Origin of the sequence: Streptococcus vestibularis (assembly GCF_900636445.1) — a bacterium.
Lineage (GTDB): Bacteria > Bacillota > Bacilli > Lactobacillales > Streptococcaceae > Streptococcus > Streptococcus vestibularis.
This window is the reverse complement of the sequence record NZ_LR134275.1, coordinates 1,762,901-1,779,175: the sequence shown is the minus strand read 5'-3', so window position 1 is coordinate 1,779,175 and position 16,275 is coordinate 1,762,901. Positions and strand designations below refer to the sequence as shown.

Genomic DNA, 16,275 nt, shown 5'->3' with positions numbered 1-16,275 from the left:
TTTTTTTGGAAACGTTTGCAAAAATATACCTCCAATGCTATACTTTTCATAAGGATAGGGAGGTATTTATTATGCAATTTTTCACAGACAGCAACATGCAATTCCCTTTAGTAGAGTTGTCTCTTAATCAAGGTGAAACAGTCTTTATCCAGCGTGGTAGTATGGTATATCACACACCAAATGTGACACTGAGTACCAAATTAAATGCCAGTGGATCAGGTCTAGGTCGCTTTGTAAAAGCCGTTGGGCGTTCAATGGTTTCGGGTGAAAGTAGCTTTATTACTCAGGTTATCTCACAGTCCAATAACGGTTATATAGCCTTGGCCCCTGATTCTCCAGGTCAAGTGATGCCACTTTATTTAGGTGAAAAACAGTACCGACTAAACGACGGTGCCTTTCTAGCACTTGATGGCACAGCTTACTATACAATGGAGCTCCAGTCTGTTGGTAAGGCTCTTTTTGGTGGTCAGGGTGGTTTCTTCGTCATGACGACTCAAGGCCAAGGAACCCTCTTGGCAAATGCCTACGGTTCTATTAAAAAAATTGAGCTAAACAATCAAGAAGTGACTATTGATAATGCTCATGTCGTTGCCTGGAGTCAGACACTTGATTATAATATTCACTTGGAAAATGGTTTCTGGCAGTCTATTGGAACAGGAGAGGGTGTTGTTAATACCTTTAGAGGAACAGGTGAAATTTATGTTCAAAGTCTCAATCTTCAAACCTTTGCAGGCTTGCTTAATAGATACTTGCCAAAACGTTCATAATATGAATTGAAGGAGAATGGATGCTAACAAGCATCCATTCTCCTTTTTATGTTGCGAACTCAATAGCTGACAAGTTAAGAAAAAGATGATAAGATAGTGTATAAATAATTTGATAGTCAAATTATTTTCTTCATTAGAAAGTGAGTTATTATGTCTTATTTTGAAAACTTTCTCAATGCCAACAAAGCCTATGTTGACCTCCACGGGACAGCCCATCTTCCCTTGAAACCAAAGACTAAGGTGGCTATTGTGACTTGTATGGATTCACGCCTTCACGTTGCCCAGGCCTTGGGGTTGGCCCTAGGTGACGCTCATATTTTACGTAATGCGGGTGGTCGTGTGACGGAAGATATGATTCGTTCTTTGGTCATTTCTCAACAGCAGATGGGGACACGAGAAATTGTAGTTCTCCACCATACAGATTGTGGTGCTCAGACCTTTAAGAACGATGAGTTTACCGCCTATCTCAATAAAGAACTTGGTGTTGATGTTTCTGATCAAGATTTTCTTCCATTCACAGATGTAGAAGAGAGTGTTCGTGAAGATATGGCTATTCTTCGTCAGTCACCGCTTATTCCTGAGGATGTTATCATCTCCGGTGCGGTTTATGATGTAGATACTGGTCGAATGACTCAGGTCCTCCCTTAATATCGAAAAATTGAGCAGGCGTGATTGCCTGCTTTTTTATAATTCAATGAAAAAAAACTCAGCACACAATATAAATGCTGAGTTAATCTAGTTTTTAAGAAACGATAAAAATGAGAATCACGGTCCCCAAATAGAAAAGACTAGTGATAAAAAAGCTTATACGCCAGAACAACTTAAGAAAACGTTTAAGCTTGAAAGATTGTGCTTTTCTTAGCATCTGAATCGTGATAATGATAGCCACCAAGGATAATAAGATGGTGATGTAAGGCAAAAAACTATGGGTAAAGAAACGGGCTGATACAGCAACCACTTCAATAAAATAAAGTGGGAAGGTAAGGTCAGCGAAATTAAGCCCGAGATATTTTAAACTGAAGAAGCGGTGGATAATAAAAGCAAAGATAGGTGTTAAAATCAAAAATGCTATAGCAAAGAATTTATATAGAATCATAAGTCTATTTTACCTCGAAAAGGCCTTTATGTAAATTTTTTCCTAAACTTAATAAGAAATTCTTGCATCTAAAAAGAATTTCTGTATAATAGATAGGGTATGTAAAAACATACTTGTGGGAGGTAACAAAACTTACTTACCGCCAAAACCACAATAGGAGGAAATTACAAAATGGCTAAAAAAGTCGAAAACATCGTAAAACTTCAGATTCCTGCTGGTAAAGCGACTCCAGCTCCACCAGTTGGACCAGCTCTTGGTCAAGCCGGAATCAACATCATGGGATTCACTAAAGAGTTTAACGCTCGTACAGCTGATCAAGCTGGTATGATTATCCCAGTTGTTATCTCTGTGTATGAAGATAAATCATTTGATTTCATCACTAAAACACCACCAGCTGCTGTTCTTTTGAAAAAAGCTGCAGGTGTTGAAAAAGGTTCAGGTACTCCAAACTCAGTTAAAGTTGCTTCAGTAACTCGTGCACAAGTACAAGAAATTGCTGAAACTAAAATGCCTGACTTGAACGCTGCAAACATCGAATCAGCTATGCGTATGATCGAAGGTACTGCACGTTCAATGGGATTCACTGTTACTGACTAATTCAGTTAACAAGAAAACCACAGACGTCGTCTCACTTCGCTGAGTGACGTGGAAGATGAAAGTCGTTATGACCACATTACACAAGGAGAAATAATTAACATGGCTAAAAAAAGCAAACAAATGCGTGCTGCTCTTGAGAAAATCGACAGCACAAAAGCTTACAGCGTAGAAGAAGCTGTAGCTCTTGCACAAGAAACTAACTTCGCAAAATTCGATGCTACTGTTGAAGTATCATACAATCTTAACATTGATGTTAAGAAAGCTGACCAACAAATCCGTGGAGCAATGGTATTGCCAAACGGTACTGGTAAAACTCAACGTGTTCTTGTATTTGCCCGTGGTGCTAAAGCTGAAGAAGCTAAAGCAGCAGGTGCTGACTTCGTTGGTGAAGACGAACTCGTTGCTAAAATCAACGGTGGATGGCTTGACTTTGACGTTGTTGTTGCAACACCAGACATGATGGCAATCGTTGGTCGTCTTGGACGTGTCCTTGGACCACGTAACTTGATGCCAAACCCTAAAACTGGTACAGTAACTATGGACGTTGCTAAAGCAGTTGAAGAGTCTAAAGGTGGTAAAATCACTTACCGTGCTGATAAAGCAGGTAACGTACAAGCTATCATCGGTAAAGTTTCATTCGAATCTGAAAAATTGGTTGAAAACTTTAAAGCATTTAACGATGCTATTCAAAAAGCTAAACCAGCTACAGCGAAAGGTACTTATATCACAAACCTTTCAATCACTACTACACAAGGTGCTGGTATCAAAGTTGATCCTAACTCATTGTAAGAATAGTAAAAACCTATCTTCGGATAGGTTTTTTTAATTGAGCTAGATAGGAATACTTGAGTAGAAAATAAAAAATCTTCAGAAAGTAGTGTTGATTGTTGGAGGTTATGGTATAATTTACGCGTATACACATAATTTTTGATTTAAAACTTTTTACGTTACAATTTAAGGAGGTAATGAATGAAAAAGAGTAAGGTATTTTTACTGGTAGCCGTAGGCCTGTTATCTGTAGGTGTATTAACGGCTTGCTCGTCATCAAGTAAGACGTCTGGGAAGACTTATAATTATGTTTACGGTGGCGATCCTGCAACCCTAGACTATGTTTCTACAAATAAGAAAAATATGACAACAGCCGTTAGTAATGGTGTTGATGGTTTGTTTGAAAATGACCAATACGGGAATCTAAAACCTTCTGTCGCTGAAAACTGGTCTGTTTCTCAAGATGGTTTGACTTATACTTACAAGATTCGTAAGGGTGTCAAATGGTACACTTCAGACGGCGAAGAATATGCCAATGTAACAGCTAAAGACTTTGTAACAGGTCTTAAGCATGCTGCTGATACTAATTCTGAAGCGATTTATTTGCTACAAAACTCAGTTAAGGGCTTGAATGATTACCTTTCAGGTGCCAACAAGGACTTCTCAAATGTAGGTATCAAAGCAGTTGATGATTACACTTTGCAATATACGCTTAGTCAACCAGAACCTTACTGGAACTCAAAATTGACTTACTCTGTCACTTGGCCTGTTAACGCAGGATTTTTGAAATCTAAAGGAAAAGATTTTGGTAAGTCAACGGATCCAACGTCTATTCTTTATAACGGACCATACCTTCTTAAAGCTTTGACAACTAAATCGTCTATTGAGTTCACCAAGAATGAAAATTATTGGGATAAGGATAATGTCTACTTTGACAATATCAAATTAACTTATGATGATGGATCAGATCAAGAGTCTTTGGAACGTAAGTTCACTGATGGTGTCTACACATTAGCTCGACTCTTCCCTAATAGCTCAAATTATTCTAAGGTTTCTAAAAAGTATAAAGATAATATCTATACTACTCAACCAGCAGCATCAGTAGAGGGGGTTGGTATTAATATTGATCGCCAAACTTACAATAATACCTCTAAAGAAAATGACCAACAGAAATCATCAACTAAAGCAGCACTTCTTAATAAGGATTTCCGTCAATCATTAGGATTTGCCATTGATCGTACAAATTATGCGGCTCAGTTGAATGGTAAAGAAAGTGCTAATACAGCTGTTCGTAATATCTTTGTTAAACCAGACTTTGTTCAGGCAGATGGTAAAGATTTCGGAACAATGGTAATGGATCAACTTCCAGCTTATGGTGATGAGTGGTCTGGTGTGAATCTTGCAGATAGTCAGGATGGTCTTTACAATCCAGAAAAAGCTAAGGCTGAGTTCGCGAAAGCTAAGGAAGCTCTTCAAGCAGAAGGAGTTCAGTTCCCAATTCATTTGGACGTTCCAGTAAACCAAACAAGTAAAATTTTTGTGAATCAAGTGCAATCTCTCAAACAGTCTATTGAAGCTACACTTGGAAAAGAGAATGTTGTAATTGATATCCATCAATTGTCAGCTGACGATTTCTACAATATTACTTACTATGCTTCGAATGCAGCAGCAGAGGATTGGGACTTGTCGGTTGGTGTTGCTTGGGAGCCTGATTACCTCGATCCATCTACATATCTTGATGTTTTGAAAACGACTAGTAGCGAAAACACTAAGTCCTTTATGGGTTACGACAATCCAAATAGTCAAGCTGTGGAAAAAGTAGGTCTTAAAGAATATGACCAATTAGTTGAAGATGCTTCTAAGGAAACTACAGATTTGACACGTCGTTATGAAAAATATGCTAAAGCTCAAGCATGGTTGACAGATAGTGCCCTCTATCTTCCAACTACCGCTTACAGTGGTGCGGCAACGGTAGTTTCTCGCATCCAGCCATTCTCAGGAGCTTACGCTCAAGCTGGTGATAAAGGTTCTACTTACTACTTCAAGTATATTAAATCTCAAGATGATATTGTAACTAAGAAACAATATGATTCAGCTTATAAAGATTGGCTTAAAGAGAAAGCAAAATCTAATGACAAAGCTCAAAAAGATCTTGCAAAACACGTTAAGTAAACTATCGAAAACGTCTACCTTTAGGTAGTCGTTTTTTTGACAAAATTCCTCGAACCACCTTTAGATTGTGTTATAATAAGAGGGATTGGTACTTATAAGCTTATGCTTAAGCTTGGGGAGAGCCTTCAAGCTAACCAGGTATCCAAAGACTGAAGAATAAAACATAAAAAGGAGATTTATCTTGGCTAAAGATATCCGCGTTCGTTACGCACCAAGTCCAACAGGGCTACTACACATTGGTAATGCCCGTACGGCATTGTTTAACTACCTCTATGCACGTCATCATGGCGGTACTTTCATTATCCGTATTGAAGATACTGACCGTAAGCGTCACGTTGAAGATGGTGAACGTTCACAGCTTGATAACTTGCGTTGGTTGGGAATTGATTGGGATGAAAGCCCTGAAACACATGAAAATTACCGTCAATCAGAGCGTTTGCCACTTTACCAAAAATATATTGATCAACTTTTGGCAGAAGGTAAGGCTTACAAGTCATATGTAACTGAAGAAGAATTGGCTACAGAACGTGAACGTCAAGAAGCAGCAGGTGAAACACCTCGTTATATTAACGAGTTCCTTGGTATGACTGAAGAAGAAAAAGCTGCTTACATCGCAGAACGTGAAGCGGCTGGCATTATTCCTACAGTTCGTTTGGCTGTTAATGAGTCAGGAATCTATAAATGGCATGATATCGTTAAAGGAGATATCGAATTTGAAGGTGGCAATATCGGTGGTGATTGGGTTATCCAGAAGAAGGATGGTTACCCAACTTACAACTTTGCGGTTGTTGTTGATGACCACGATATGCAAATTTCACACGTTATCCGTGGAGATGACCACATTGCCAATACACCAAAACAGCTTATGGTTTATGAAGCTCTTGGTTGGGAAGCGCCTGAGTTTGGACATATGACCCTTATCATCAATTCTGAAACTGGTAAGAAGTTGTCTAAACGTGATACTAATACCCTTCAATTTATCGAAGATTACCGTAAAAAAGGTTACCTTCCAGAAGCGGTCTTCAACTTTATTGCTCTTCTAGGTTGGAATCCTGGTGGCGAGGACGAAATCTTCTCTCGCGAAGAACTTATCAAACTCTTTGATGAAAACCGTCTAAGCAAGTCTCCAGCGGCCTTTGACCAGAAGAAACTGGATTGGATGAGTAATGACTACATCAAGAATGCTGATTTCGATAAGATCTTTGCTCTTTGCAAACCTTTCTTGGAAGAAGCTGGTCGTTTAACAGATAAAGCTGAAAAATTAGTGGAACTCTACAAACCACAGATGACAGCTGCAGAAGAAATTGTTCCTCTTACAGATCTCTTCTTTGAAGATTTCCCAGAATTGACAGAGGCTGAAAAAGAAGTTATGGCTGGTGAAACAGTACCAACAGTACTTGAGGCCTTTAAAGCCAAACTCGAAGCTATGTCTGATGATGAGTTTGTTGTTGAAAACATTTTCCCTCAGATTAAGGCTGTTCAAAAAGAAACAGGAATTAAAGGGAAAAACCTTTTCATGCCAATCCGTATTGCTGTTTCAGGAGAAATGCACGGTCCAGAATTGCCAGACACTATTTTCTTGCTCGGTCGTGAAAAATCTATTAAACATATTGATCAAGTTCTTGCAACACTATAAAAAAACTAACCCAACATTTGTTGGGGTGTATAAGCAGTATGTCAGCAATCATATGATTTTAGTTAAGAGTGTTTTTATAATAGATTTGTAATAAAAAGTAGAGAGAAGTTAAGATTTGGTTGGTGTTTCTACTACGCCATTGACATGTATCCATAAATTGAGGTTATCAGTCAGTTAAAGAGCTTGAGGTATCTAGGCTCTTTTTTATATTTTTAGTTTTTTCTAATAGGAATGACGCTAAATTATATATTTATCTTACAATAAAGTAGGTTAATTTTTGAAAGGAAAAGTGGGAGTCTAGAGATGATCGTTTTGTTTACGGTTCCACGTCTATTGGCTCTTTTAATTGTTAGTCGTGATATGTCAGGTTTGCTCAAAGCTTGGAAGAGTAAATGTTGGTTTATCGTTGGGAGTCTCTTGCTTATTTGTAGGAGGCATTACGGGATGGCTTTTAGCACATCTGCTTTTCTACCTTTTCTTAGGATAAATTGCAAGAATAAGTGCAACATTTACTCTAACTCATCTAATAGTGCTTCACAAGCGGTTCTGTAAGCTAAACATTTTCGTGTCGGTGATTGATATCATATAGGGCCTTGTTCAAAGCCTTATCAGAGATAGTGGCTAAATCCGTTTTCTTTGGGAAGTATTCTCTTGGTAAGCCATTTGCGTTCTCATCGCTTCCTTTCTGCCAAGATGAATAGGCGTCCGCTATCTTGAAAGCTAAGTAAAAACAAGTTTTTCGCTCTAGAAAGGTCGCTAAACACCTCTTACTTTTGCCTCTGGAAGACACCACAGTATCAAGTTTCCAGTGGCCAAAAGTTTCACGATTCTAGACCTCTTTGGGACGTTTGGCAATTGGCGTACCAATTCTAAATCTTCCACGTGTTTCTTTGGGCTGTCGACTTTTTCCTTTACGACGAAGGACGCTCAAATCCAGATCAATCAAACCATCATAGAGCCAGTTATAGATGGTTTTAAAAGCTACCATTGGCTCTTGTTCAAACTGATAGCGGCCACAAATCTGTTCAGGCGACAGGAGGATTTTAAACTGTCCTCAATTTCCTTTTTCAACTCTGGTGTCAAACAAGACTTCCGACCTTTTTGTTTAGCCCTGTGGTCATACTGTTCCTGTGCTAAGGCTGCGGAATAACCATTTTGGCATCGTCTTAATTCTCTTGAAATGGTAGACTTATGGACGCCAAGTTTACTTGCAATTTGGCAAGGTTTCAAACCTAATTTCAAGTCGGTTTCTATCTTTATTCAATCGGTTATGGTAGGATGGAGGGCAACTCATAGTTTTTTCTCGGCTTCTGTTTGTTTCGTTACTTACAGTTTACACCAATGAAAGGCTATGAGTTTTTTGTTGCACTATATTTTGCAATTTATCGGTCTAAAAAAGTATATGATTATCTTATAAGTAACTAATTTCTGTAAAAATACTAAATAGATGGCTTTTAGTGATGAAATTTATAAAAAATAGATTAAGAAATTGCAGTTCAGGATAAAAAACGACATTCATTCTATCTAAAATTGCTGTTGGATTCTCTACCGATGATGCTGTTGTTCAAAAGGTCTGTACTTTGTACAGGCCTTTTGGCATTTTAGAAGATAAATAGTTAAAGATGCTTTTGAATCTATTTGTATAGTTTCAAAAGTATTTTTTTATTTTTCATCACCTTTTGCATAAAATTGAATAAAAATTAATATTTAAGCACTTTTTAGGTCAAAAGAATAAATAAAAACAAATAAAACGAAATAAATATAAAAAAATAACAAAAAAGTATTGACAAGTGAATAAATATGCAATATAATTAATCTCGTAAGGTTGATAGAGATAGCAACCCTAAGAAAATATAAGAAAAGAGAAAAATATTATGTCAAAAGAGAAAGTTATTCTTGCCTATTCGGGAGGTCTTGATACCTCAGTCGCTATTACATGGCTTAAAAAAGATTACGATGTTATCGCCGTTTGTATGGATGTCGGTGAAGGTAAAAATCTTGAGTTTATCCATGATAAAGCTTTGACAGTTGGAGCTGTTGAGTCATACGTGCTTGATGTTAAAGATGAGTTTGCGGAAGATTATGTGCTTCCAGCACTTCAAGCTCACGCTTACTATGAACAAAAATATCCTTTAGTTTCAGCCCTTAGCCGTCCAATTATTTCTAAAAAATTAGTTGAAATTGCTCATAAAACAGGTGCAACAACTATCGCTCACGGTTGTACTGGTAAAGGTAATGACCAAGTTCGTTTTGAAGTTGCCATCGCTGCTCTAGATCCAGATCTTAAAGTAGTAGCACCAGTGCGTAAGTGGAAATGGTCTCGTGAGGAAGAAATTGAGTATGCTAAGGCCAATGGTGTTCCAGTTCCGGCAGACCTTGATAATCCTTACTCAGTCGACCAAAACCTTTGGGGACGTGCCAATGAGTGTGGTGTTCTTGAAAATCCTTGGAATCAAGCTCCAGAAGAGGCTTTTGGAATTACCAATTCACCAGAGTTTGCGCCAGATGAAGCTGAATATGTCGATGTTACTTTCAAAGAAGGGAAGCCAGTTGCTCTTAACGGTAAAGAAATGAAATTGGCTGACCTTATCCAAGAAATGAATGTTATCGCTGGTAAGCATGGTGTAGGACGTATTGACCACGTTGAAAATCGTCTTGTAGGTATCAAATCTCGTGAAATTTATGAATGTCCAGGAGCTATTGCCCTTTTGACAGCTCATAAAGAAATTGAGGACTTAACTTTGGTACGTGAAGTTTCTCATTTTAAACCAATTCTTGAAAATGAATTGTCAAACCTTATCTACAATGCTTTGTGGTTTAGCCCAGCAACACAAGCTATCATTGCTTATATTAAGGAAACACAAAAAGTTGTTAATGGTATCGCTAAAGTTAAACTTTACAAAGGGCATGCTCAAGTAGTAGCACGTCAATCAGCTAATTCATTGTACGATGAAAACTTGGCTACTTACACATCAGCTGACAGCTTTGATCAGGATGCTGCGATTGGATTTATCAAGCTTTGGGGTCTTCCAACTCAGGTTAATTCACAAGTTAACCATCCGTTTGACAATTAATGACAGATTTCATAAGAAAAGTAGGATATGAGAAGAAAAATTCTTAATATCAGATAAAAGTGGACAGGGAGACGCATCTGATACTCTTTTCTTATAACTTATATTATTCTCGTGAAGACGTTCTGAGAGGCGTCACGAGCCTAAATAAAATACGACAGAGATCGGGTTTTAGGAAAACAAGTGTCCAGAGAGACAAATTAAGCTAGACAAATACTATCTAGCTTTTTTCATTTAAGTTATTGTGACCAAAGAGGTTGTTGCTTGTTATAAGTATTAAGAAAGGATGGAAGATTATCCCAGCGTGGGGCAATCTTCAACATAAAACTATGGCAGAAAATCATAAACTATGGGGCGGTCGGTTCGAAGCTAGTCTTGAAAAATGGGTAGAAGAATTTGGTGCTTCAATCTCATTTGACCAAAAGATGGCAGAGTTTGATTTGAAAGGATCTATTGCCCATGTAACCATGCTGGGTGAGACAGGAATTATTACCAAGGAGGAGTCTTTACAAATTAAACAAGGCTTGGAAGAGCTTCTGGAGGAATATAAGGCTGGTAAGCTAGAATTCGATGTTTCTAACGAAGATATTCATATGAATATGGAAAGTCTTTTAACGGCTAAAATTGGACCTGTGGCAGGAAAGCTTCATACAGCACGTTCACGTAACGACCAAGTAGCGACAGATATGCACTTATATCTGAAAGCCAAATTAGTGGAAGTTATTGAGAAACTTGATAATTTACGTAATACCTTGGTAAGTCTAGCAGACAAACATACCTACACAATTATGCCAGGTTACACCCACTTACAGCATGCTCAGCCGATTTCTTTTGGTCACCACTTGATGGCTTACTACAACATGTTCACACGTGATTCTGAACGTTTTGAATTTAATATCAAGCATACCGATATTTCCCCACTTGGTGCTGCCGCTCTAGCAGGGACAACTTTCCCTATTGATCGTAATATGACATCTGACTTAATGGGCTTCGCAAAGCCATATAGCAATTCCTTGGATGCTGTTTCCGATCGTGACTTTATTCTCGAATTCTTGTCAAACTCAAGTATTCTCATGATGCATATGACACGTATTTGTGAAGAAATCATTAACTGGTGTTCTAACGAGTTTAAGTTTGTAACTCTATCTGATACTTTTTCAACAGGCTCTTCCATTATGCCTCAAAAGAAAAATCCAGATATGGCGGAGCTTATTCGTGGAAAATCAGGTCGTGTTTATGGTAATCTGATTGGACTGTTGACTGTGATGAAATCACTACCTTTGGCTTATAATAAAGACCTACAAGAAGATAAAGAAGGTATGTTTGATACGGTAGAAACGATTACTGTCGCTATTGACATCATCGCAGGGATGCTCAACACTATGACTGTTAACGATAAACATATGGCAGATTCAACAGAGAAAGATTTTTCAAATGCTACAGAGTTGGCTGATTATCTTGCGTCTAAAGGACTTCCATTTCGTGAAGCACATGAGATTGTTGGAAAACTTGTCCTTGAGTGTACCAAAGCTGGCTATTATCTTCAGGATGTTCCTCTCGAACGTTATCAAGAAGTTTCAGATTTAATTGAAGAGGACATCTATGAGACACTCAAATCTCATACAGCTGTTGAGCGTCGTCATTCCCTTGGTGGAACTGGTTTTGACCAGGTTAAATGGCAAATCAAAGAAGCTCAAAAAGCTCTAAAAAAATAAGTCTCTAAGGCCCTAACCATAAGGTTTTGGGCTTTTTTGCTATTTATGATATAATAGTACTAATTTTGAGTTTGGAGTCGCATTTTGAAAAAATCTTATCGCGTTAAGAAAGAGAAAGACTTTAAAGCATTATTTGATGCAGGACACAGTGTTGCTAATCGAAAATTTGTTGTCTACAGTCTGAATCGTGATCTGCCTCATTTTAGAGTAGGTTTGTCGGTCAGTAAGCGTCTTGGTAATGCGGTTACTCGGAATCGGGTAAAACGTCGTCTACGACATGCACTGATGGACATGTCATCTCAGTTAGAACATCAAGATTTTGTCGTTATTGCTCGTAAAGGTGTTGAAGACCTAAGTTACCAAGACATTTATAGCAATCTCGTTCATGTCTTAAAAATAGCAAAGTTGTATAAGGGCTAAAAAATTATTTTGCTTCTTTACATTGTAGGATAAACTAAAATCACTCCTGATTTTTGAGATACTCTTAATGAATGGAAGCGAAGCAGTTCTTTATCGTATTAAAAAGGAGTTTTTAGTGAAGAAAAAACTTAATATATCTGTTTTAGGTGCAGGAGCTCTCTTGCTTTTGTCCGCGTGTGGACGAAGTGATGTTACAAGTCACTCTACAGGCCTTTGGGAACGTCTTATTTTAATGTTTGGGAAGGCTATTCAAGGGCTTTCATTTGGTGGTTCTATTGGATTAGGTATTATTATTTTCACGATTTTAATTCGTGCGGTAATGATTCCTCTGTATAATCGCCAAATTAAGTCAAGCCGTGAACTACAAGAGTTGCAGCCAGAGTTACGTCGCTTGCAGAGTGAGTATCCTGGACGCGAGAATCGTGAAGCTCTTGCTTATGCACAACAAGAACTTTATAAAGAGCATGGTGTAAATCCTTACGCAAGTCACCTTCCTCTTATAATTCAGTTTCCTATTTTGATGGCTCTTTACGGAGCTCTCACGCGAGTGCCAGAATTGCGAGAAGGAACATTTCTCTGGGTTGATCTAGGTCAGAAAGACCCTTACTTTATTCTTCCGATTTTGGCGGCTGCTTTCACTTTCCTTTCAACTTGGTTGACAAATAAGGCGGCTAAAGATCGTAGTGCAATGCTTCTTGTTATGAATATCATGCTTCCAATCTTTATTTTCTGGTTTGGAACTCAGATTTCTTCAGGGGTAGCACTTTACTGGGCAGTTTCAAACGCCTTCCAAGTTGTTCAGATTTTGGCTTTTAATAATCCGTTTAAAATCATTGAAGAACGTAATCGTTTGGAAGCAGAAGAAAAAGAACGTGAAGCTAAGATTCGTCGTGCCAAGAAAAAGGCGCATAAACGTAAATAAGGAGGCTTATTATGGTTGTCTATTCTGGACGAACAGTCGAACAAGCTATCGAAAAAGGTTTGAAAGATCTTAATTTATCCCGTATGAAGGCTCATATTAAGGTTATTTCTCGTGAGAAAAAAGGTTTTTTAGGGTTCGGAAAGAAGCCAGCTCGAGTTAGCGTTGAACCAATAAATGAAAAGATAGCTCATGAAGCAGATCAAAACACCGTTAAAGTGGCTCCTGATGCTGTAAAACATCCGGATGATTTTGTTACAAGTTCCAAAGAAGAAACTATTGCTTCCAAGAAAGTGACAAAGCTTGTTACGGTTTCAGATAATAAGGAAGAGTCACAGGAAATCTTAACGCAACCAGTGGCTACTGAGACCTTTGGGGAAGAGTTGCCTGGTAAAATACAGGAGCAACCAAAGGCGACAGTCATTCCTTTATCTGTTAAGCGCGAGTCATCAGAAGAGGATGCTACAGAACCTGAGGTTACTTCTCTTGCGCCCAAATTAGAACCTGTTGCTCAACTTCAGACTGTAGAAACTTCAGAATCAGAAGATGATTTCAGCTCTTTTGTGGCATCTGAGTTTAGTTCAGATGAATCTTCTGAAAGCAATTTAGAAGAAGTTCAAGCAGCTGCAGATGACGTTTTATCTTACCTTGAAAAAATCATCTATGAAATGGATGTTGATGCTAGTCTGGAGGTTAGTCACAATCGTCGTAATATCATTATACAGATTGAGACAGACCAGCCAGGACGTGTTATTGGCTATCACGGTAAGGTTCTTAAGTCTTTACAACTTTTAGCACAAAATTATTTGCACGACCGTCATTCTAAACGCTCTAGTGTTGTTCTTAATGTTCGTGATTATTTAGAGCAACGTACAGAGACTCTGATTGACTTAGCAGAAAAAATAGCAGCCAAAGTAAAAGAAACAGGGAGAGAGTATGTGATGGATCCAATGACCAACAGCGAACGTAAAATCATTCATAAGTCTCTCTCTCAAATTGAAGGTGTAGAAAGTCACTCAGAAGGTGATGATCCTAATCGTTATGTTGTGGTGACAAAAGTATAATTAGAATAGAGTTTATTGCTTACAAAAACTAGTCTTATGGTGCTGCACCCCAATAATGGGACAAGCAAAAAACCTCTTATACGACCAGTTTTCTGTACTCTACAGGAGACTGGTCATTTAATTTTTGTTGAATTCTAGTTTCATTATAAAATATGATGTAATTTTTAACAATATCTGTTATATTATCTTTGGTTAAGTTTCTCCATTTATGGAGATAGAAGATTTCAGACTTGAGAACAGGATGGAACCATTCGATACAGGCATTATCTGCTGGTGTTTCTTTTCGGGACATGGAGCGGGTGATACCTTTTTCTATACAAGCCTGATAGTAGGCTTTTGAGGTGTAGACAGATCCCGGATCGCTGTGTAAAAGTACCCCTTGAGGTATCTCAAGTTGATTAAGAGTGTCGGGCACAAAGTCCGTATCTTGGCACTCGGAGATGGTATAAGCTACTATTTCACGATTATAGAGATCCACGGTTGAAGATAGATAAAGTCTACAGTTTCCAAAGTAAAGGTAGGTGATGTCTGTGACAAGCTTCTCCATAGGCTTGTCTACCTGAAAATCACGATCTAGCTTATTGTCTGTTACGTGGTAAGTTTTACCTAGATTTGGTACTTTCTTGGGACGTGTCCGACAGAGCCATCCACTCTCCTTCATGATACGATAAACTTTCTTCTGATTAACGACAGGACTATGAATTTTCTTGAGCAAGCGAGTGATGGTTCGATAGCCATAAATAAAGTGATTTTCTATACAGAGTGATTTTGTCTGCTATGTCGTCTCTTTTCTGAGAATTCTTACACTACTGTTTCTAGTTTACCAGATTTCAACAGGAGTGTTTTCTTGTGTCTCATTTCATGGGTGCAGTGCCTATTTTAAGGCTAGTTTTTTTTTGACAATGAAAAGTAGTCTCTGTCTAACAAAGTAAAAACAGGGTCAAAATGAGACGTAATACTACCAAACTAAAGGAAAAGTTAATCACAACTGGAATCGGGAGAGATAAGAGCAAAAGGTATCGAACAACTATCTATACGAATTGGCGATAATTTTAACGAGAAGGCTATCCAGGAGAACGTGAGTACCATGCTAGATATCTATATGGAAGGAGCTAAACAATGGAGATCTCGATTATCTACGCATATCCAAACAACAATAGCTACAATGTCTCTATACTAGAGACTGAAAAAAGAATTTATCACTCCTAAAAGGCATTAGAATCTTTAATTTGTACAAAGATGATCCTGTTTTACGATTCGATGCCATGTATAGGAGAAGAGACTTAGCCCATGATATAGATATGAAAGTCTATAGAGACTTGTTGATTTGGACAGTTCATTTGATTTTTATATTTCTAACTTGGAGGAGTGGGATGCCAGCAATCTTAAAAGGATATATTGAACGAGTTTTTGTTGCTGGTTTTGCTTATGATAATACAGTACGCGGTTTAAAAGGTAGACTTGGTGATACGGTGCGGATCATTACTACACATAATACACCAAAGATTTTTTCCTTTTGCGCAAGACCACACTAAAGTTTTAAAATATCAAATCCTAAACAACTTGTGGCATTAAACTAGTCAAAGTCACTTAGTTTGCGCGTGTTGAATATATGAGTGAGCAAAAGCGAAAAAACAAAGCTCAAAAAAATTGCAAAAATAGCTAAGGGGTGATATATACTAGATTTTTAAACCCCCTCTACTACGGTTATTGGTCTGTTCTTTTTATTAATGAATCTTTTAGTACTTCAAGATATGGTGAAAATAATCTCTAAGTATTTCTTGACAAGAGCATGCTATTACTATAAAATAATATGGTATGTTTAGTAACTGATCAAAAATAGCCGGCTAAACGAATACGAAAATTTATCAGGAGGTATTCAACGTGAAACGTACTTATCAACCAAGTAAAATCCGTCGTCAACGTAAACACGGATTCCGTCACCGTATGTCAACTAAAAACGGACGTCGCGTTCTTGCAGCTCGTCGTCGTAAAGGACGTAAAGTTCTTTCAGCTTAAGACAACAAAAAAGCAATAGTGCTCGAGACTG

The 16,275-nt window shown here is 37.9% G+C and carries 15 protein-coding genes and 1 pseudogene; 13 read left to right on the top strand and 3 right to left on the bottom strand.

All coding sequences use genetic code 11. The features are described 5' to 3' along the window. Positions 1 to 71: 71 nt before the first annotated feature. Complete coding sequence (locus tag EL076_RS08945) at positions 72 to 767, top strand: TIGR00266 family protein (RefSeq protein WP_064520018.1); 696 nt, start codon at positions 72 to 74, stop codon at positions 765 to 767. 150 nt (positions 768 to 917) lie between these two features. Further along, the gene (locus EL076_RS08940) at positions 918 to 1,415 is read left to right on the top strand and encodes a beta-class carbonic anhydrase (protein ID WP_003092048.1); all 498 of its coding nucleotides are present in this window, start codon (positions 918 to 920) and stop codon (positions 1,413 to 1,415) included. Positions 1,416 to 1,509: 94 nt separating this feature from the next. On the opposite strand, the gene EL076_RS08935 is transcribed toward EL076_RS08940, so the two are convergent. Continuing rightward, positions 1,510 to 1,863, bottom strand: coding sequence for a DUF3397 domain-containing protein (locus tag EL076_RS08935; protein WP_003095949.1), 354 nt, complete (start codon positions 1,861 to 1,863; stop codon positions 1,510 to 1,512). A 171-nt stretch (positions 1,864 to 2,034) separates the two neighbouring features. Here EL076_RS08935 and rplK point away from each other — a divergent pair, with 171 nt between their 5' ends. The 4 genes from rplK to gltX all read left to right on the top strand — a co-directional run bounded on the left by rplK (position 2,035) and on the right by gltX (position 7,036). Beyond that, a complete protein-coding gene (gene rplK / locus EL076_RS08930) occupies positions 2,035 to 2,460 on the top strand; it encodes a 50S ribosomal protein L11 (protein ID WP_002885648.1) in 426 nt (141 codons plus the stop codon). A gap of 99 nt (positions 2,461 to 2,559) precedes the next feature. Beyond that, entirely contained in the window at positions 2,560 to 3,249 is a 690-nt protein-coding gene (gene rplA, locus EL076_RS08925) for a 50S ribosomal protein L1 (protein WP_037621255.1), read from the top strand. A 180-nt stretch (positions 3,250 to 3,429) separates the two neighbouring features. Then, complete coding sequence (locus tag EL076_RS08920) at positions 3,430 to 5,400, top strand: peptide ABC transporter substrate-binding protein (RefSeq protein WP_003092023.1); 1,971 nt, start codon at positions 3,430 to 3,432, stop codon at positions 5,398 to 5,400. A 181-nt stretch (positions 5,401 to 5,581) separates the two neighbouring features. Continuing rightward, on the top strand, positions 5,582 to 7,036 hold the full coding sequence (gene gltX, locus EL076_RS08915; RefSeq protein WP_003091903.1) for a glutamate--tRNA ligase: 1,455 nt from the start codon (positions 5,582 to 5,584) through the stop codon (positions 7,034 to 7,036). A 509-nt stretch (positions 7,037 to 7,545) separates the two neighbouring features. Here gltX and EL076_RS08905 read toward each other — a convergent pair. Then, positions 7,546 to 8,296: pseudogene (locus EL076_RS08905) on the bottom strand (IS30 family transposase). Between the two features lie 614 nt (positions 8,297 to 8,910). On the opposite strand from EL076_RS08905, the gene EL076_RS08900 reads away from it, so the two are divergent. The 5 genes from EL076_RS08900 (at position 8,911) to jag (ending at position 14,225) form a co-directional block, all read left to right on the top strand. Further along, complete coding sequence (locus tag EL076_RS08900) at positions 8,911 to 10,110, top strand: argininosuccinate synthase (protein ID WP_126430055.1); 1,200 nt, start codon at positions 8,911 to 8,913, stop codon at positions 10,108 to 10,110. A gap of 326 nt (positions 10,111 to 10,436) precedes the next feature. Further along, positions 10,437 to 11,822 (top strand): argininosuccinate lyase, encoded by a 1,386-nt coding sequence (gene argH / locus EL076_RS08895; RefSeq protein ID WP_048788607.1) that lies wholly within the window; start codon positions 10,437 to 10,439, stop codon positions 11,820 to 11,822. An 84-nt stretch (positions 11,823 to 11,906) separates the two neighbouring features. Further along, positions 11,907 to 12,242 (top strand): ribonuclease P protein component, encoded by a 336-nt coding sequence (gene rnpA / locus EL076_RS08890; RefSeq protein ID WP_003095974.1) that lies wholly within the window; start codon positions 11,907 to 11,909, stop codon positions 12,240 to 12,242. Positions 12,243 to 12,357: 115 nt separating this feature from the next. Next, positions 12,358 to 13,164, top strand: a complete 807-nt coding sequence (locus EL076_RS08885) for a membrane protein insertase YidC (protein WP_048788604.1) — start codon at positions 12,358 to 12,360, stop codon at positions 13,162 to 13,164. Positions 13,165 to 13,175: 11 nt separating this feature from the next. Beyond that, positions 13,176 to 14,225 carry an RNA-binding cell elongation regulator Jag/EloR gene (gene jag, locus EL076_RS08880; RefSeq protein WP_064520020.1) on the top strand — a complete coding sequence of 350 codons (1,050 nt, stop codon included), beginning with the start codon at positions 13,176 to 13,178 and terminating at the stop codon, positions 14,223 to 14,225. Positions 14,226 to 14,301: 76 nt separating this feature from the next. Here the strand turns inward: jag and EL076_RS08875 are convergent, their stop codons facing one another. Further along, on the bottom strand, positions 14,302 to 14,982 hold the full coding sequence (locus EL076_RS08875; protein WP_117646788.1) for an IS3 family transposase: 681 nt from the start codon (positions 14,980 to 14,982) through the stop codon (positions 14,302 to 14,304). Between the two features lie 508 nt (positions 14,983 to 15,490). Here EL076_RS08875 and EL076_RS10590 point away from each other — a divergent pair. Then, complete coding sequence (locus tag EL076_RS10590) at positions 15,491 to 15,760, top strand: NAD(P)H-dependent oxidoreductase (protein WP_232009699.1); 270 nt, start codon at positions 15,491 to 15,493, stop codon at positions 15,758 to 15,760. Between the two features lie 349 nt (positions 15,761 to 16,109). Further along, the gene (rpmH, locus tag EL076_RS08865) at positions 16,110 to 16,244 is read left to right on the top strand and encodes a 50S ribosomal protein L34 (protein WP_002885866.1); all 135 of its coding nucleotides are present in this window, start codon (positions 16,110 to 16,112) and stop codon (positions 16,242 to 16,244) included. Positions 16,245 to 16,275 lie beyond the last annotated feature (31 nt).

What these genes read in the sequence shown, in the direction of transcription:
- EL076_RS08945 (WP_064520018.1), top strand. Translation starts at nt 72, where the DNA reads ATGCAATTTTTCACAGACAGCAACATGCAATTCCCTTTAGTAGAGTTG.
- EL076_RS08940 (WP_003092048.1), top strand. Translation starts at nt 918, where the DNA reads ATGTCTTATTTTGAAAACTTTCTCAATGCCAACAAAGCCTATGTTGAC.
- EL076_RS08935 (WP_003095949.1), bottom strand. Translation starts at nt 1,863, where the DNA reads ATGATTCTATATAAATTCTTTGCTATAGCATTTTTGATTTTAACACCT.
- rplK (WP_002885648.1), top strand. Translation starts at nt 2,035, where the DNA reads ATGGCTAAAAAAGTCGAAAACATCGTAAAACTTCAGATTCCTGCTGGT.
- rplA (WP_037621255.1), top strand. Translation starts at nt 2,560, where the DNA reads ATGGCTAAAAAAAGCAAACAAATGCGTGCTGCTCTTGAGAAAATCGAC.
- EL076_RS08920 (WP_003092023.1), top strand. Translation starts at nt 3,430, where the DNA reads ATGAAAAAGAGTAAGGTATTTTTACTGGTAGCCGTAGGCCTGTTATCT.
- EL076_RS08900 (WP_126430055.1), top strand. Translation starts at nt 8,911, where the DNA reads ATGTCAAAAGAGAAAGTTATTCTTGCCTATTCGGGAGGTCTTGATACC.
- argH (WP_048788607.1), top strand. Translation starts at nt 10,437, where the DNA reads ATGGCAGAAAATCATAAACTATGGGGCGGTCGGTTCGAAGCTAGTCTT.
- jag (WP_064520020.1), top strand. Translation starts at nt 13,176, where the DNA reads ATGGTTGTCTATTCTGGACGAACAGTCGAACAAGCTATCGAAAAAGGT.
- EL076_RS10590 (WP_232009699.1), top strand. Translation starts at nt 15,491, where the DNA reads ATGTATAGGAGAAGAGACTTAGCCCATGATATAGATATGAAAGTCTAT.